Source organism: Wolbachia pipientis (assembly GCF_030373985.1).
GTDB lineage: Bacteria > Pseudomonadota > Alphaproteobacteria > Rickettsiales > Anaplasmataceae > Wolbachia > Wolbachia pipientis_D.
This window is the reverse complement of record NZ_JAUCRB010000001.1, coordinates 247,772-265,350: the sequence shown is the minus strand read 5'-3', so window position 1 is coordinate 265,350 and position 17,579 is coordinate 247,772. Positions and strand designations below refer to the sequence as shown.

Genomic DNA, 17,579 nt, shown 5'->3' with positions numbered 1-17,579 from the left:
AATGCTTATGATTTGAAAACAATACAAGCCGTTATTAAGAACGAAAAGATTGCTTGACAAACTTCGTCAGCCACATTACCTTAGCGCTAAGGGTATTTTAGATTCAAAACTTGTTTTTGAGGTGCAGGCTCAATTACAAAATTTAGTAAAAAACTCAGAGTATTTTTTGGTGGATTGCATTACATTATTGGGGCTGCATGTTTTTTAAATTCTTTCTACATTCAGCCAAATAGTGCTTAAACTAAGCGTCAGCACATTATTACAGAGTCAATTTAAAGTATTAGAGGGTCAAAACTCGCTATTCGTAGTTTCTTTTGCCTTTTTTTTTCATTTAGTTAAAAATTAAACCAATCAACTTTTGTTATTTACATCTACTTGATAGTGCGTGACCAGGAAAAAAAGAATGGATCCAGTGTCAAAGCACTAGAATGACACCACCTGCCACACAAATTGCAATATTCGTACAACTATGCAGAAAGGTAAATCCTATTTACTTTAGCTATAGCAACGTAAAAAATGATACTTATCAGAAAGTTAAAAACTTGATGATCAATGTAACAATTATAAACCACAGTAAAAAAAAGTAGATTTTTCCTTTTGATCTATTCTTAATTTTAATGCTCTCTAGTTTCTGATCAGCTATTAGGTTTAATTTCTCTACAAGGCTAAATATTTCTTGAATTGTTTTTACGGGGTAAGAACTTTTTATTTTTCCCCTATAATCTATTTTATTTTTGCGTTGATTCTTTGTCCATGCTTCAACCACTTTCCACATATTGACTTCTGGGTAGACTTTTCTACATGTTCCCTCTAACAAAATCATAGTTTTCTGAAGTAACAACAATTGTGTTTGAACTCTCATATCAAAGTCACCAGTTATTTTGAACAATTGAGCAAGTAAACTAGCAAAAGAAATCTTTTGTATAGGCTGTCCTATAATAGGTTCACCTATCGCCCTGCATGCTGCAACAAAATTTTTATGTTGTGGTGAAACATAGCCAGCTCTAAAGTGCACTTTTGCAACGTAATCATAATCCCGATTTAAAAAACCCTTCAATATCTCTACCACATAGTAGCACGTCTCGCGGTCTATTCTACCCATAATTCCACAATCTAAAGCGATAATATTATTGTGACTATCGACTATTAGATTTCCAGGGTGCATATCCGCATGAAAGAAACAATCTCTGTATATTTGATTGCAAAACGATTCTATAAGATTGACAGCTATTTGCTTATGATCATTTAGCTTCTCAACTTCGTATATCGGTGTTGCCTCTATCCACTCTAATGTTAAAACTTTCTTTGAAGTTCGACTCCAGTCCACTTCAGGTACGTAAAAACCTCTGTCGTTTTTTGTATTCTCCTTTAGTTCCGAAGAATGAGCAGCTTCAAAACGTAGATCTAATTCTAATCGACAAATTTCAGCAAAAGTTTCAACTAACTCGATCGGTTTTAGTCTCCTTGATTGTTCACTAAATCTTTCTATAATCCCTGCAAACCAGAAAAGCATTTTTATATCCTTTGAGAACGTTTTCTCAATATTTGGCCTTAAAACCTTTACAGCAACTTCCTTACCCCCAGTCGTAACTGCCTTATGAACCTGAGAAATTGACGCTGCTGCAATTGGCTCTTTAGAAAAGCTTGAAAAAATGTCGCTTAATTTACAATTAAACTCGCTTTCTATAGTCCTAACTGCTATCTTGTATGAAAAGGATGGAACTCTATCACAGATTAACAATAAGTTACTTGTTATATCCTCATTTAAAATATCAGTACGTGATGAAATAGATTGCCCAAATTTAATAAACACTGGACCTAATTTTTCAAGAGCGCACTTCAATTTATAGCCTCGTATTTTATTTATCGACTGCCTTGATGGAGCAAGTAAATAAGGTGATATGCTGTAACGAGTTAGCACTGCAATTATATACAGAAGGCGCAGAATATTTTGAATCATTTTGCTATGTAACTGCTAAATATCTCGCTTAAAGTCTTATTTTCCATAATTTTATCAGGCTTCCCTTGGCAATAGATAGTACGATTTATACAAATTATATAATCCGAACATGATACAATGGAATTCAGATCATGAGATGTCATAAGAACTGAAATTGATCGTTTTTTTGCCATTTTGCCCATAATATCATAAAATTTAGCCCGAACATTAATGTCCATCGCACTAACCGGTTCATCCAGAATAATCAAGTCAGGCTCTGCAATTAAACAACGTGCAAGCAACAATAATTGCGTTTGCCCTGCAGAAATTTCCGACACCTGATTCTTTAAAACGTTGCCAATACCAACTAATTCTACCACCTCTGTAACAGTTGATTGATTTTTTTTCAATTTTTTTGAGAAGCTATTTAAAAGGAAATATTCAACCGTTATCGGCATCAAATTACTAATGCTAAAATTTTGTGGCATATAACCAATTTTTATATCGCCAGTAAACACGACACTACCGGAATAGTCCCTATTTATACCAGCAACTACTTTCATTAAAGATGTTTTACCTCCACCATTTGGACCAAGTATAGTAACTATATCTCCTCTTTTTACTAATATATTGACACCGTCGAGAACCTTTTTATTATCATACGCAAGAGCAAGGTTCTCTACTTTTAGTAGGCTAGTATTGACATTATTTAACTTTTTGACAGAATTTAAATTTCTCTCAATATTTTCATGAGACATTTACTGGCTTCTTTTCTATTACTTTTGTTCACACTATACCACAGTACTGCTCTTTCATCCAATTTAAAAATTGTAGCCACAATAAAGCCCCTACACTCACTTGTAGCTTCTGTTACAGATGGAATTTTAAAACCACACTTGCTTGCCTGCATAACATCTGTACACGATCATGCATTAAAGCCATCTGATGCAGGTAATTTGGAATCAAGTGACATCATATTTTACGTTGATGATAACCTAGAAACATTTGTTAAAGCTTTTGCTAAAAACAATAAAGAACTTGTACAGTTATCAAAAACAGTCAATCTACTTCCTGCTCGACCACATTCATTTTTCAGGCAAATCATTCATACTCAAGAAGAAAAAGACCTGCACATCTGGCTGAGCCCCGAAAACGCAAAGAGCATGATATTCTCTATAAGTGCAATACTATCCAGTATAGATAAGGAGAATGCCTCTCGGTACAACCACAATGCAATAAAAGCCGTAGAAAGAATAGGCCAAGAAGAAGAGAAAATTGCAAAAGAATTGAATGACTTTAAAAATCAAAAATACATTGTCACGCATGATGCCTATCAATATTTTGAAAAATATTTTGGTTTAAACCACCCAAGTGCCATCCTATCTATAGGAGAGGATGTTTACGTAGGTATGAGAAGTTTAATGAAACTAAAAAAGACAATGAAGGAAGAAAACATTAAATGTATATTTTCTCCTTCACAAGAAGATAACATAAAACCCAAAGCCCTTTCTAATGACTCAAAAATGGTAATTCTTGACCCTATTGGATTAAATATAGAACCTGGAAAAGACGCATATCTCGCTATAATCAACAGCATCACACAAAATTTCAAATCTTGCTTTGTTGGATAATAACCTTTAAGCAAAAGTTATAGCAAAATGTGGCTATATATCTATTTTAGTAAATCTGAAGCTATATCAATTCACATTCAGCAAAAAAGAAAGCTATTTCTCTACGAGCATTTTCTGGGCTATCCGAGCCGTGAACTTTGTTTTCACTAATGTCATCAGCAAAATCACCTCTGATTGTACCTTTATCTGCCTGCTTTGGATCTGTAGCCCCCATGATTTGCCTGTATTTACTTATCGCATTTTCACCAACCAACACTTGAACTACCACAGGACCAGAAGTCATAAATTCCACTAACTCCCCAAAAAAAGGCCTATCTTTATGAATTTCATAAAACAGCTCTGCTTGCTTTTTTGTCAGTAACATCATTTTTTGCGCTATAATTCTTAGTCTAGATTTTTCGATATATGAGTTTATATTACCTGTAATATTACTTTTTGTTGCGTCAGGTTTTAGTATCGAAAGTGTCCTCTCAATTGCCATATTATTTCCTTATACTCAGATCATATGTTTATAGATTTATTTTATTGCGAATTTTTACTTAACAAAAGTAGTTTTTTACTTATATTATCAGAATAAACCATCGAAGAGGTATTATATGGATAACTGTTATGAGAAAATTAATGAACAGGTTGAGTCTACTACTAAAAAATTAGCCAATGACTTGAAATTATAAAATTTTTGTGGAATAAAAGGGTTTTTAACTTATATTTTGGTGTTTTTCAGCTGGTTAGATTATAGCTCACGTGATAATACAAAATCAAAAGTAGGTGCTGTTTTTGCAATAAAGAAAAATGCTCTTCCATTTCTTGAAATGATAATTATACCACTGCTTGTTTATTTTGCGTTGCTAGCCAAGGCAAGCAGCATAAGTCTCATGCAGTGTGTACTTGTATATACTGTCTTAATGATTGCTACATGTTTCTTTGTGAGGGCCTTTCATCTACGCGAGAAATCAACGGAAAAAATCACCAGCTATAGTAGAAAAGAAATAGATGAATAATTTGAGTAAAGATATTATAAAATATCCCATCTTCGATCAAAACAGAAAACACATTGAATATAATTCACCTAACCAAAAACAATTGCTAAATGAGGCAAGTAGACTATCTTTTCTTGCAATCTTACTTTTTCCTCTAAATACTCATCTAAAGGCTCTACAAAGTAGTATAATGCTATCTTTAGCTGCTGTTGAACTCCTTGAAGCAGTGCCAAATTTTTGTGTTGATGTGGTTTTTGATAGAAGCTTTACGTCTACCAAGAGTAACTTGCAGAAATCTTGCCACTTATTGTATGCTAGTGTAAGAAATTTAGTGCCTATATCTATACTCGATAAACCTGTAGCTGAGCTTATAGGCACCCCAAAAATAACTTGCTGTGGCGGTAGGTGAAAAAAGCAATTGTCTTGTTTAATCTTGGTGGGCCTGATTCGTTGCACGCAGTTCGTCCTTTTTTATTTAATCTCTTTTACGACAAAAGAATAATAGGGTTACCAAACCCTTTTCGATTTCTTTTAGCGAAGTTTATATCTGCAAAACGAGAAAATACTGCACAAAAAATATATGAGCAAATTGGAGGCAAATCACCAATTATGGAAAACACAAAAATACAAGCCGAAGAGCTTGAGCAAGAGCTCAATAGAACTCTTCTTCCTAGGTTCAAGTATCTGGACACTAGGATGACACCAAAACTCATTAAAGTTTTCACCTGTATGCGTTATTGGCATCCTTTTGCTAACGAAGTTGTTAAAAGTGTAAAGCAGTTTGATCCTGATGAAGTAATTCTGCTACCGCTGTACCCTCAATATTCAACTACCACAACTTTATCATCCATCGAAAATTGGCAAAAAAATGCCAAAAAACTCGATCTAAAATGCAATACAAAAATAATTGAACATTATTATGAGAACCAAAACTTTATTGAAGCTCACACTAACTTGATAGCTAAGTATTATAAGTTAGCTACCAAAGTTGGTAAGCCAAGAGTCTTATTTTCAGCCCACAGCCTGCCTCTTAGTATTATTAAAAAAGGCGACCCTTATGCCATACAGATAGAAGAAACAGTAAAATTAATAGTAAAAAAATTAAATATTCAAAACCTTGACTGGTCAATATGCTATCAGAGCAAGATTGGCCCTGTAAAATGGCTAGAGCCAAGCACTGAAAGTGAATTATCACGCGCAAAAGCTGACTGTGTACCTGTGGTTTTATCACCTATATCTTTTGTTTCTGAGCATTCAGAAACACTTGTGGAACTTGATATGGAGTATAAAGCAATTATCAAGGATGGATATTACTTTCGTATACCAACTCTCAGCACCAATCCTTTATTTATAAAATGCCTAGCCGATTTATGTATAAATTATCCTTAAGGCCCTGATTTATAGTGCTTTTCTTTTCTTTTAAGGTTTTACATGGTAGAATAATGAGAAATTATTATTTTATTAGCTATTTATGCTAAATAATCTCAAAAAGAAACCAAACACGTTCGCACAAAGGGTACACGACACTCACAATCATGATATCAGAAAGATAATTTGTATCACAACAGGTTTGATAGCTCTATTGTGTAAGATTTCACTACAATTTTGCTGTGAGTTTATTGACAATAATAGATTCAACATCTACCTTATACAGAATGTTGCTCAGCTAATAAAGTTTCCGACATCTATTCTATACATTGCTCATTTAGCATTTACTTTACACGACCTAATCAAGGACTATAGAGGTTCTAATGGTAAAAAAGAATTAGCAAAAATTGTGAGCAAATCAGCTAATCTTGCAAGTAGCACTATAGAAGCGCTAATAATGCTAAAAGTCATCCATTTCTTAACTAGAGAGAATGCAAATTTAATAAGCTATATTCACTTAACATCAACAATCTTATTCCTATTCATTTCAGAACATATAAGCTATTACTATACATACAAAAAATATCAAGATGCACATAAGAAATACCAAGATAAAAAGGGAACTAATGAATTCACAGAATGCAAAAAGGAACTTGCTAAATGTAAGAAGGCGCTAATTATTAGCACATTAGCCTTATTGTTAAGTTTGTTAAACTTCATATTAAAAAGGGTAGACATTGCAACCATACCGATAAACTTGAGTAATGGTGTAATCTACAATTTCAATTTAAGCGAAACAGTTGGAATAATATATAACGCAGTATTTCTGGCATTCCAGCTTGACAAGCTGTTTCACCAACCTATCAATAATGATCCTTCCACTGATCTTTATGGTGTTGATCATAATCATCATGAACGGAGCAATCATGATCTGCCCAATGGCTGCAGGGTGTAGAGAGATAGGAACTAGAGATGAAAAGACTTCATTTCTACCGCTAACGCTAACACCGCCAATTTGCTAATCATACTCCAAAGTGATAAAGTTTTACCTTCCACAGCCTGGCTTATATCATAAAATTCACAATCAGTGGAATTCAAACTAGAATATACATCTTTCCTGCTATTATACCGATATAAATAGCACGTCGGTGTATTTCCTACATAGTATATTAGCGGCTCTGCAGGACTGCGCTCAAACACATCGATTGTCGGTACACCTTCTTGTATAATAACATTATTGATTTTCATTCCCTCCTTTATCTTTTTCATTTTATGACGCTTTTTTTTATTGAGGTTTAATATTTCCTCTCCACTTGTTGCCGTTATAATGCCCATTCCGTACGTTCCATTGCTTGCTTTGATAAAAACATAAGGTTGAGTTTTTATTTTATATTCCTCATATTTTTTTTGCACTAGAGATATCACATGGTCAACTTTAGTTGCCACTGTTTCTAGCGATGAATTATCATCAAAATAAACTCCTTTACAGCTCTCTGTAAATGCAAAAATAAGCCACGGGTCTACTTTAAATTCGCCACAAAATTCGGACACTAACTCTTGATAGATTTTAAAATATTGAAATTTCTGCCTACTGTGCCAACCATATAATGGGCTCGGTACTATCTCTTGTTTTATATTTTCTAACGCGTCTGGAATGTGGCTTGTCATATCTCTATTAAGTATAATAACGTCGGGTACAAGCCCTGAAGTTGTCTTTAGCAGAGAGTCTTCTTTCACAATAGTTTCATATGACTCTACTAAATTAGAGGCTTCGTTATAAAAGAGACCAATTTTAGTTTCAAAACCTGCTAGCCGCAGTACTGTCTCTATAGTAAACACGTTTTCTATATACATTTTATTTCGTGTATAGTTCTCCGGTATTATAAGAATTTTTTTATATCGTTTTTTCTCAAAGTAGTTTTTTATTAGTTTTGCTGCTGTTGTTTTCGATACCTCACTTAGATTATTGAATCCTGAAGGAAATAAATTGGCGTCTATCGGGGCAATTTTATAACCGGAGTTTCTAAGATCTACAGAGCTATAAAATGGCAGCTTAAGACTGTTAAACTTTGCCCCAAACCAATTATTTACACTTTTTTCCAAATTTGGATGAATTATATTTTGCATCTACACTTTAAATGTTATAAGGAAAGTACTATATATAAGCTATAATTGAACATATTTAACTAACGGTTACAGTATAATGCAATTACTATTTAAAGTGACAGAAAAATGACTCAACAGGATAACAGCAAAATGTATGGAACTACCATACTGTCAATTAGAAGAGACAAAAGTGTAGTAGTAATAGGTGATGGGCAGGTTTCACTAGGCCACACCGTTCTAAAATCTGGAGCAAAAAAAGTCAGACGCCTTTCTGGTGATTCCGTAATTGCTGGGTTCGCTGGAGCAACAGCTGACGCATTTACTCTCTTTGAAAGACTGGAATCAAAACTTGATAAACACCCAGGACAATTAATGAGAGCATGTGTTGAACTTGCAAAAGATTGGAGAATGGATAAATATTTGAGAAAATTGGAGGCTATGATGATAGTTGCAGATCAATCTATTTCGTTAGTAATTACGGGAACAGGTGACGTTCTTGAACCTGAAGATGGAATTGCAGCTATTGGCTCTGGGGGAAATTTTGCTCTATCTGCAGCAAGGGCTTTAATTGACGTTAAAGGAATGCCAATAAAGGAAGTTGCAAAAAGGGCTATGAAAATAGCAGCCGATATATGTGTTTACACAAATCATAATGTAGTCATTGAAAAGATAGAGGGGTAACATGTCTTCTGAACATAAAACTTTATGCACTAATTTCTCCAATCAACTTAAGACCCTTTCAGAAGGGCAGTCTTGTGGTAGTAATACCTACAATAAAAAAAATGACCTCTATAAAGGTACTAAAAGCAACTGTGATTCAATCAGCAGCAGTGCTCAAGTTAATAACAGTACACAAATTTTATTAGATGATCTGCCGCCACAAAAGATAGTTAAAGAATTGGATAGGTTCATAATTGGGCAAGATGATGCAAAGCGTGCAGTTGCTATTGCACTTAGAAATCGTTGGCGCCGCAATAAAATTGCTCTTCCTTTACGCGATGAAATCATACCTAAAAATATATTGATGATTGGTCACACAGGAGTTGGCAAAACTGAAATAGCTCGCCGTTTAGCAAAGCTCGCAGGCGCACCATTTATAAAAGTTGAAGCAACGAAATTTACAGAGATAGGATATGTTGGGCGTGATGTTGACTCAATAATACGCGATTTGGTCGATGCAGCAATAGTTTTAGTTAAAGAGAAAGCCCGCAAGGCCTTAGCTAAAAAAGCCTTAAATTCGGCTGAGAAGATAATAGTCAATTCTATGGTCGGTGAAAATGCAACCGAAGAAAGTAAAAAGGTTTTTAGAGAAAAATTGAGAAATAAAGAGTTCGAAGACGGAGAAGTTTCTATTAATGTCAGAGAAAGTAAGAGTATGTTACCAGCTTTCGATATACCAGGTATGCCAGGCGGGCAAGTTGGCATAGTAAATGTAACAGAGCTAATGGGTAAAATGTTTAATGGAGGCAAAAAAACAAAAACCATTACGGTTAAGGTAAAAGAAGCACGTGAAATATTAATTAATGAAGAAAGTGAAAGGTTAATGGATGAAGATAAGATAATCAAAGAAGCCCTTGATCTTGTTAGCAATGAAGGCATAGTATTTTTAGATGAAATAGATAAAATTGCAGCACGTACAGAGATAAAAGGTGAGGTAAATAGAGAAGGAGTACAACGTGATTTATTACCACTGCTTGAAGGAACAACCGTTTCAACTAAGTATGGTCACGTAAAAACAGATTATATATTATTTATTGCATCTGGTGCCTTTCATCAATCTAAACCATCCGATCTTTTACCAGAGTTGCAAGGCAGATTACCAATCAGAGTAGAGCTTAAGGCACTTACTCAAGAGGATTTAATAAGAATATTAAAGGAACCAGAATCTAGTCTGTTGAAGCAGTACATAGCTCTAATGAAAACAGAGAACGTGGTGCTTGAATTTACCGATGATGGCATTAAAACCATAGCTGAAATAGCGTTTACAGTTAACAGGCAAGTGGAGAATATAGGTGCAAGAAGGCTACATACTGTAATGGAGAAGCTTTTGGACGAAATAAGTTTTATCGCTTCTGAGAAAAATGGTGAAAAATTTATTATAGACGGCAAATATGTAAAAGATAAGCTTGAATCGATCTCAAAACAACTAGATTTATCTAAGTTCATACTTTGATAAAATGATTAGCATATTAATACTTTTCCATGTAATTGGAATATAGGTATGTTAATAGAACAAAAAACATGTTAGCGCAAATCAGGGTACGTCTGATAATGATGAACTCTTTGATGCAAAAGGTCTTTCCCAAAGAATATATTGAATTAGGGGAAAAAGCTAAAATAGAGTTTTGCAAATGTATTCAAGATGACACTATTATTCACCACGTATTAATTTATCAAAGTCACCGGAACAATAATATTAGTCTCCACGCGTGAATAATACTGAAAGATAAGAGTAAAGATATTGAAATAAGTAAAATTTTAAATAACAAATTCTGTAAAAATAACAAAATCACTGATTTTTCAATATTGGGTGATAACGGGAAAATTATAAGTGTTTATTTGCCAATAATGAAGATGGTAAAAAAATTAGATATTATGACTTAACTAAGTCTTCCTTATAAGAAGGCGAGTTGCAATTCAAGTGGTATATCAATGGAAGAAAATGTAGCGTTTCATTAACCTCCGATAGTAATGACACTATTAAAATAGTGGGTAATAAATCAAGTGATGAAGATTTTAAAAAAACATAAATGTCAAAATCAAAATTGATGGTAAGGAATTAAGCCTTATTAGTGCCGTAGAAAAGCTAAAAACACAGAGCGAGCTTAACAAGTCAAGAGTAGCACCACAACAACGACGATATTCTATCTAGTAACACCTTAAAGTGCCGCACTTTCTTTCCAATGCTCGCCAGTTCAGCATGCTTACTTACAATTAAATTTCTGGATGTCAGTGCCAACCACTTGTATGATACCACTTGCTGTATGAATTATCTATAAAGCAAATATTTGTAAAGTCATGGACTAGACCATAGAACGGAAAAAACGGTCTGCACTAGCTATAGCCATTATTTTATAATTTTATATAAAATTGTAAGATTTTCTTCCCGATATCCTCAAGACTTTGAGATTGTTGTACTGCTTGCTATAGATACTTCCAACATTGGATCAGGCAGCGTGCTTCAATTCTCTCTCAGTTTACGAATATATTGATCATTTTTTGAGTCAAAGCTTTTTCTACTTTTACTCATTTTGTTCTTTAAGTCTTTATATATCTCCTCTAGCGCTTTTTTTATCTTCCTTTCCTTTTATGTTACCAATTTGAAGTAAAGCTTTAACTTGATATGCGTCATATCTGAGCAAGATTTACTTATCCTCATATGTAGAATTAATTCTATCTATAATTTCCCGAAGAGACCTATATATAAAAGATTTCGAATTCAAAAAATCATCGCGGTTATTGCATACTTAATGTCCATACTGTTGAGAATGCTCTCGTACTATTTTATCTATTCCCTCCAAATATTTATTATTAGGGTTACTTATGCTAAGAGATCTACTTACAAAACTAAAATTCCTAATCTCTTGTAGTTTTCAAATTTCCTATTAAGCTCAATTCTTCATTTAATCATTATTATTCCGTTTAATTGAGAATTTTGCTTCCTTTCTTTAGCGCTATGCTTAATTGACTTTATCATATAAATGATTTACTCTGCTGCCCAATGCTAGCGAGCTTCTACCGCAGGTCATTTTGTCTATTCTGTAGAGTTTTAATCTGATCATCAAGACTGACAAATCCGCTCAACCTCTTTCTGAGTTTGCTTGGGATTGCCCTTTAACTGAGGAGATTACTTTTTCAATACAGTAAAATCATTTTGTGCTGTAAGAGTGTTGATCTTTTTCAATTCTCCCTGGACAAGCAATTTTCTATTACTTGCCAATTTTGACCGAGGGTCATCTTTTGTTACTGAAGCTGTTGGTGTTACTCGATCAGACAACATTTCACTTTTAGAGATTCGGTTATTTGTTTAGCTCTTGGTCTAACTTTATTGGAACCACTTCACTATCCACTGAAGCATAGTCAGGAATAACTGAGTTACTAATATCTGACTTGCTGAGTTTACGCCTTGTTTTTGCAATTTGGTTCGATGATTTTGATCCTTTTGGTTTTCCGGTCTTTTTATTCATTTTAAGCTCTCAATTTATTAGCGACATAACTTAACTTTAAATAGTAACTATTAACTATGCATGAATACTATTTTCGGTAAAATTTCTTACAACACTCAAAAGCAGAAAACAAAGACTTGATTTTCGCAGCTAAATAATGGACCATTAAAAGCACACACAAATATCTACAATGAAAGAAAAAACTTTCACAATCATTGATGGTTACAGCTTCCTTTTCAGAGCTTATTACGTCTTACCTAATCTAATTACCACAACTGGTATGTCAATAGGTGGTGTATATGGTTTTCTGAATATGATTCTTAAGTACATTGCCCACTCAGATTACTTAACCATAGCATTTGACTCCGGTAAAAAAAATTTCAGGCATGATTTATATCCTGAATACAAAGCAAACAGAGTAACACCCCCTGAGGATCTAATTCCGCAGTTTGCAATACTAAGAGAAGCAGCAGAAGCTTTTAATCTCAGCTACGAAGAAATTGAAGGCTATGAAGCAGATGACATAATTACAACACTAGCTACAAAATACTCCAGCCACCAAGACTTTAAAGTGGTAATAGTCTCGCCAGATAAAGATTTGTTTCAGCTTTTGAATTACAACATTCTAATATTTGATCCTATTAAAAATATATATATAGATGAAAAACAAGTAATAGAAAAATTTGGTGTAAGCTCAAATAAGCTTCTCGACTTACTTTCTCTAACTGGAGATTCATCTGATAACATTCCTGGCGTTCCAGGAATAGGTCCAAAAACTGCAGCTAAACTGCTAGATGAATTTGATTCGTTGGACAACATTATAGCAAATATCAACAACATCGAGCAAACGAGAATACGTAATATTCTTACCGAACATAAAGAAAAAGCGTTAATTTCAAGAGAACTTTTATCACTATGCAAGAAAGTGGGCCTCCAGCACGATGTTACCAAATATGAAGTCCTTTCTCCAAATATGGAGAAATTGTTATCCTTTTTAAAGAAGTATGAATTTAATTCATTGATAGGCAAAGTAGAAAAGCTCTTTTCTTATAATGGACCTAGCACAAAAGAAAAAACAGAACATAGTAGTGAAGAATTAGAAAAATTTTTAGAGCACTGCAGATATGAAGGCAAAATTGCAATCTATTGCCACTGTGAAAACGATATATTAAACAAAATCTCCTTATCCTACAATGAAAATAACATTTTCTACATAGATCAAAACTACTTACAAGATGCACTTATTACCATTAATTCAACTTTACTTTCAAATGGAGTGCTTAAAATAATACATGATATTAGAAAGATCAGAAAAACATTCCCTACAATAGAAAAAGTGCTAGGCTCAGTTGATGACTTGATGACAATGTCATATAGCCTTGACACAGGAAAACATGACCATAGCATTCCAAACATAATTGCATCCAATTTGAGTGGATATGTAGAGATTTTCTCGGCAAAAACTTTAATAGTGATCCATGAAAAGCTGGCACAAAGATTATTTCAGGAAAAGCTTTTCACAATTTACGAGCGCTTCGATAAGCCGCTTACTAAAGTAATACTTAACATGGAAAAAAATGGAATATTGCTAAATATTCATAAACTGCAAGAATTATCTGATAAATTTCAACAGCTAATTGCTGCACTTGAGGATGATATATATGACCTGGCAGGAGAAAGATTTAATATTGCTTCGCCAAAACAATTAAGTGATGTTTTATTTAATAAGATGGGGCTCAACAAGAAGAAAAAGTCAAAATCTGGATCGTATAGCACAAACTCTGAAGTATTAGAGAAACTTGAAATAGAAGGAGCTGAGATTGCAAGTAAAATTTTAGATTGGCGACACTTAAGCAAGCTAAAGGGTACATATACTGATGCACTAACAAAGCGGGTTAACCCTCTCGATGGTAAATTACACACAAGCTTTTCAACAACTGCAACAGGCAGGCTTAGCTCCAGCAAACCTAACTTGCAGAATATTCCTATCAGGAGTAAAGAAGGAAATCTCATTAGACAAGCTTTTATTGCACCGAAAGGATACAAGATAATTTCTGCAGATTATTCACAAATAGAATTGAGAATATTGGCACATATTGCAAATGTTGCAGCATTTAAGGAAGCTTTAGCAAATGGACAAGATATTCATAATATCACTGCAAGGCAAATTTTTGGAGTGCAAGAAGGTGCAGATGTAGATAAACAACTAAGGCAAAAAGCAAAATCCATTAATTTTGGGATCATATATGGCATTAGCCCGTTTGGCCTTGCAAGGAAGTTTAAAATTACCATTCAAGAAGCTGCTGAATACATTGACTATTATTTTTCCTGTTATCCAGAAATAAAGGTCTATATGGAAAAAGCAGTGTCTATCGCAAGACAGCATGGTTATGTAGAAACTTTGTTTGGCAGAAGATGCTTTGTAAAAGACATAAACAATACAATTCCTTACCTAAGACAATTCGCAGAAAGGGCAGCTATAAACGCACCCGTGCAAGGAACTGCTGCTGATATAATAAAATGTGCGATGATTCAACTTTTTGATCAGTTAAAAGCAGGTAAAATAATCCTCCAAGTTCACGATGAACTACTGGTTGAAGTAGAGGACGACAAGGTACAAGAAACAGCAAAACTTATAAAAGACACAATGGAAAATGCTGTAAAAATCTCTATACCACTTGAAGTAGAAGTAAAAATTAGTGACAATTGGGGCTCAAATTTTCTTAATTATAATTTAAACGCCGCATACTCTAAGAGTATAAGCCATTTGAGCTAATATGAAAAATATGCTACAATTAAAGTGTAGTAAATGTGAGCAAGTCAGTTATGAAAGGAATACTAACTCCACGAACAAAGAATCCGAAACCTTTAGAGCCATCCACTCAGGCAACTAACAAAGATGAGAAAGTCTTTGAAAAAGAGGAACATCAGTTAATCTATCGTGCTTTTCTAGATACTTTAAAAAATCCAGAGAAGCAAATACAGCAGGAGATTGAAGAAATAGCAAAGAAACTGCAAGAAAAACTTTCAGAGCAAGAAAAAGAGAAATTAGAGAAGCATTTAGCTTGGTTACAGAATGAAAATGAAAAGAAAATTTTTACTTTTGTACTTGAGAATAGAGGAAAGATATTCAACGATGTTAATCAAAAAATAAAGTCACTAAGTGAAGAAAATTTCCTTCAGTTTTTAATTTACGTATTTGAGAAAATTAGAGAAAAAAATTTAGCTAGCAAGGAGAATTTAGAGAATAATAAAATAAAAGAAGTGGTTGATGAGTGTGTAAATGATATACGTGGTACAGAAGCTAAAGATTCACTCATAAAATTTGCTGGGTGGCCGTTGGGAATAAAGGGAGATCCTAAAAACATTTCTAGCTACTTTATAAATGGGCTAAAAGAAAAAATACCATTCTTAGGTAAAGATAAAAAAGAAGAGGATAAACCACCACTTAGTGATGAAGAAATAGTAACAACATTCTTACGTAAGATTCTTCTTCCTATTTCTTTTTCCATTACTTCAATATTAATTTTTGGTCCTACTACACTTGTGATAGTTGCTGCTGTTATTGGTGAAATATTCGCCATAAAAGGAGGATTTGAGGTTCTTTTTTCAAATAACAAAAAAGGTACTTTGTACAACCCTGATACTGAAAAGGAGAAAGAATGGGGTAGTGAAATTAGTAGTAAAATTAGTGCAATTCTAAAAACTCCAGTTAAGGGAGCTGGAAGAGATAATCAACCTGCTGAAAAGCGGCCCAATGTGCCTGAGCAAGTTAAGGAAAATCAAGAATCTTTCCGAAAGAAAGAAGAAGATAAACGACGACAAAAAGAAGAAAAAACCAGTACATTACCACTAAATTATAACTCACGCCTACCGTAATTGCATCAACTTTGAGTGTTGGTTGACCAATTCCAATAGGCACATTTTGTCCATCTTCAAGGGCGTAGTTAATGTGCAAGTATTGAAGCAAAAGTATTGTCATGCAAGTAAGCTAGTGCATAACTGCACGAATATTGTCTACCAGAAGGCCAGTACCCAGACGCTGGGATAACACCTCTATTGGACTCTTAAACTGAAACTAATCTAAGTATTAAAGAAATTTACCAAGCAGAAAAAAAGACAGAAAAATCCCGTGGTAGCTAGTTATTCTACTCTTTATTTTAAAATTTGACATTTGGATGATGTTTTGCACGCTTTATAAGCGTGTTTCAGCTTGTATAGGCCAAAACCCTAGTTTTATAAAGACATACGGTGCACATAGTGCAAAAAATTAAACATTAGCACGCCAAATACAAGCTTTCTTGTCTTTTTAATTTGCACCGATTAGGAAGTTAAATAATAGCTTCACTATCATGGTGAAGTGAGACATCTAGGCTTGTCAAGTAGTTTTTTTATTTAATTCAATTTCTATTGCCAGTCAGCTACTTAAATGACACCTCCTAGTAAGCCCAAGTCGCAATGCTCGTACAGTTATGACTCTCAGCAGCTAGAAGTGCTGTCATGATATGCTTAAACTAATATTATCGTAAAAAGAAAATAAAAAATACAGATAATAAGGCACAAAAGGCCGTATGTATAGCTGGCTAATGCAGGATATTGGAAGGGTTTTAAGGCATACTAAAATTAGTGTAAAGAATCGGGGCGGAGAGATTTGAACTCCCGACCCTTTGGTCCCAAACCAAATGCGCTACCAGACTGCGCTACGCCCCGGTCCCCTTATTTAAAATATCAATAACTAAGATTGAATGCAAGGTTCATTTATTTGTCAAATGATGATTTTTATTACATGACATCTCTTAAAAGAGCTTGCTCACAATCCTTTCAGCAATAGAGCAGCACGAGCTAGAACAACAGTTTGTATTAAGTTTCCTGCTCACATTTTCTACTATCACACCTCCATAAACCATACAGTTAAAGTGATACATCAGTGAATTTTATATCAACAACCTCCTATTATTCCATATTCGACATCAACTGAGTTTACTTTAGAGCTGGGAGTTATAGATAATCCATGTTCTACTCTTGATTGTTCTATTTTTGTATCAGAATCATAGCCAGAATCATAACCTGACTCATATTTCTGTTTTATTCTTTCTACATTGGCATCAACAGCTCTTCTAGAATTAGTCTGCAATTTCTCTTTTCGACCTATTGTTGCATTAGCTTCTGATTTGCGTTCATTTATTTTTTCTTACCATTGATTTTCTCTATCTTTTACTAGTCGGTGGTAAGTACCAGAATCAGCTTTTATAGATTTTGCTTTCCTTTCTAATCTTTTTGCATGAAGATCTACTGTGGCATATATAGGTTCATACTTTAATAAAGCAATTGACTCTCCCCTGTGCTTTACACCTCCTGTGCTAACGTAGAGTGGGTCTTATGCTCTATT

General features: G+C 34.0%; 16 protein-coding genes and 1 tRNA gene. 9 read left to right on the top strand and 8 right to left on the bottom strand.

What is annotated here, in order from left to right:
• Window positions 1-526 precede the first annotated feature (526 nt).
• Both ubiB and QUS22_RS01415 read right to left on the bottom strand, forming a co-directional pair.
• A complete protein-coding gene (gene ubiB, locus QUS22_RS01420) occupies window positions 527-1,960 on the bottom strand; it encodes a 2-polyprenylphenol 6-hydroxylase (RefSeq protein ID WP_289513204.1) in 1,434 nt (477 codons plus the stop codon).
• Window positions 1,957-2,697 (bottom strand): metal ABC transporter ATP-binding protein, encoded by a 741-nt coding sequence (locus QUS22_RS01415; protein ID WP_289513203.1) that lies wholly within the window; start codon window positions 2,695-2,697, stop codon window positions 1,957-1,959. Before QUS22_RS01415 ends, ubiB begins: the two co-directional genes overlap by 4 nt.
• Here QUS22_RS01415 and QUS22_RS01410 point away from each other — a divergent pair.
• Window positions 2,689-3,570, top strand: a complete 882-nt coding sequence (locus QUS22_RS01410; protein WP_289513202.1) for a zinc ABC transporter substrate-binding protein — start codon at window positions 2,689-2,691, stop codon at window positions 3,568-3,570. The genes QUS22_RS01415 and QUS22_RS01410 overlap by 9 nt on opposite strands.
• 61 nt (window positions 3,571-3,631) lie before the next feature.
• Here the strand turns inward: QUS22_RS01410 and ndk are convergent, their stop codons facing one another.
• The gene (gene ndk / locus QUS22_RS01405; RefSeq protein ID WP_289513201.1) at window positions 3,632-4,051 is read right to left on the bottom strand and encodes a nucleoside-diphosphate kinase; all 420 of its coding nucleotides are present in this window, start codon (window positions 4,049-4,051) and stop codon (window positions 3,632-3,634) included.
• Between the two features lie 232 nt (window positions 4,052-4,283).
• Here ndk and QUS22_RS01400 point away from each other — a divergent pair, with 232 nt between their 5' ends.
• From QUS22_RS01400 to QUS22_RS01385, 4 genes are all read left to right on the top strand, one after another.
• Window positions 4,284-4,571 carry a hypothetical protein gene (locus tag QUS22_RS01400; protein WP_289513200.1) on the top strand — a complete coding sequence of 96 codons (288 nt, stop codon included), beginning with the start codon at window positions 4,284-4,286 and terminating at the stop codon, window positions 4,569-4,571.
• Window positions 4,564-4,959, top strand: coding sequence for a hypothetical protein (locus QUS22_RS01395; RefSeq protein ID WP_289513199.1), 396 nt, complete (start codon window positions 4,564-4,566; stop codon window positions 4,957-4,959). The genes QUS22_RS01400 and QUS22_RS01395 overlap by 8 nt, the downstream gene beginning before the upstream one ends.
• Window positions 4,956-5,939, top strand: coding sequence for a ferrochelatase (gene hemH, locus QUS22_RS01390; protein ID WP_289513198.1), 984 nt, complete (start codon window positions 4,956-4,958; stop codon window positions 5,937-5,939). Before QUS22_RS01395 ends, hemH begins: the two co-directional genes overlap by 4 nt.
• Window positions 5,940-6,021: 82 nt before the next feature.
• Window positions 6,022-6,873, top strand: a complete 852-nt coding sequence (locus QUS22_RS01385; protein WP_289513197.1) for a hypothetical protein — start codon at window positions 6,022-6,024, stop codon at window positions 6,871-6,873.
• An 11-nt stretch (window positions 6,874-6,884) separates the two neighbouring features.
• Here the strand turns inward: QUS22_RS01385 and gshA are convergent, their stop codons facing one another.
• Window positions 6,885-8,045 carry a glutamate--cysteine ligase gene (gene gshA, locus QUS22_RS01380; RefSeq protein ID WP_289513196.1) on the bottom strand — a complete coding sequence of 387 codons (1,161 nt, stop codon included), beginning with the start codon at window positions 8,043-8,045 and terminating at the stop codon, window positions 6,885-6,887.
• Window positions 8,046-8,150: 105 nt separating this feature from the next.
• Here gshA and hslV point away from each other — a divergent pair, with 105 nt between their 5' ends.
• The gene (hslV, locus tag QUS22_RS01375; protein ID WP_289513195.1) at window positions 8,151-8,705 is read left to right on the top strand and encodes an ATP-dependent protease subunit HslV; all 555 of its coding nucleotides are present in this window, start codon (window positions 8,151-8,153) and stop codon (window positions 8,703-8,705) included.
• Between the two features lies 1 nt (window position 8,706).
• Window positions 8,707-10,197 (top strand): ATP-dependent protease ATPase subunit HslU, encoded by a 1,491-nt coding sequence (hslU, locus tag QUS22_RS01370; RefSeq protein WP_289513194.1) that lies wholly within the window; start codon window positions 8,707-8,709, stop codon window positions 10,195-10,197.
• Between the two features lie 1,674 nt (window positions 10,198-11,871).
• Here hslU and QUS22_RS01365 read toward each other — a convergent pair.
• Together QUS22_RS01365 and QUS22_RS01360 are read right to left on the bottom strand one after the other, a co-directional pair.
• On the bottom strand, window positions 11,872-12,024 hold the full coding sequence (locus QUS22_RS01365; protein WP_289513193.1) for a hypothetical protein: 153 nt from the start codon (window positions 12,022-12,024) through the stop codon (window positions 11,872-11,874).
• A gap of 19 nt (window positions 12,025-12,043) precedes the next feature.
• Window positions 12,044-12,211 carry a hypothetical protein gene (locus QUS22_RS01360; RefSeq protein ID WP_289513192.1) on the bottom strand — a complete coding sequence of 56 codons (168 nt, stop codon included), beginning with the start codon at window positions 12,209-12,211 and terminating at the stop codon, window positions 12,044-12,046.
• A 169-nt stretch (window positions 12,212-12,380) separates the two neighbouring features.
• On the opposite strand from QUS22_RS01360, the gene polA reads away from it, so the two are divergent.
• Entirely contained in the window at window positions 12,381-14,966 is a 2,586-nt protein-coding gene (gene polA, locus QUS22_RS01355) for a DNA polymerase I (protein WP_289513191.1), read from the top strand.
• A gap of 50 nt (window positions 14,967-15,016) precedes the next feature.
• Window positions 15,017-16,069, top strand: a complete 1,053-nt coding sequence (locus QUS22_RS01350) for a hypothetical protein (protein ID WP_289513190.1) — start codon at window positions 15,017-15,019, stop codon at window positions 16,067-16,069.
• A gap of 757 nt (window positions 16,070-16,826) precedes the next feature.
• Here QUS22_RS01350 and QUS22_RS01345 read toward each other — a convergent pair.
• Together QUS22_RS01345 and QUS22_RS01340 are read right to left on the bottom strand one after the other, a co-directional pair.
• A tRNA-Pro gene (locus QUS22_RS01345) sits at window positions 16,827-16,900 on the bottom strand.
• Window positions 16,901-17,129: 229 nt separating this feature from the next.
• Window positions 17,130-17,324 (bottom strand): hypothetical protein, encoded by a 195-nt coding sequence (locus QUS22_RS01340; protein ID WP_289513189.1) that lies wholly within the window; start codon window positions 17,322-17,324, stop codon window positions 17,130-17,132.
• Between the last annotated feature and the right edge of the window lie 255 nt (window positions 17,325-17,579).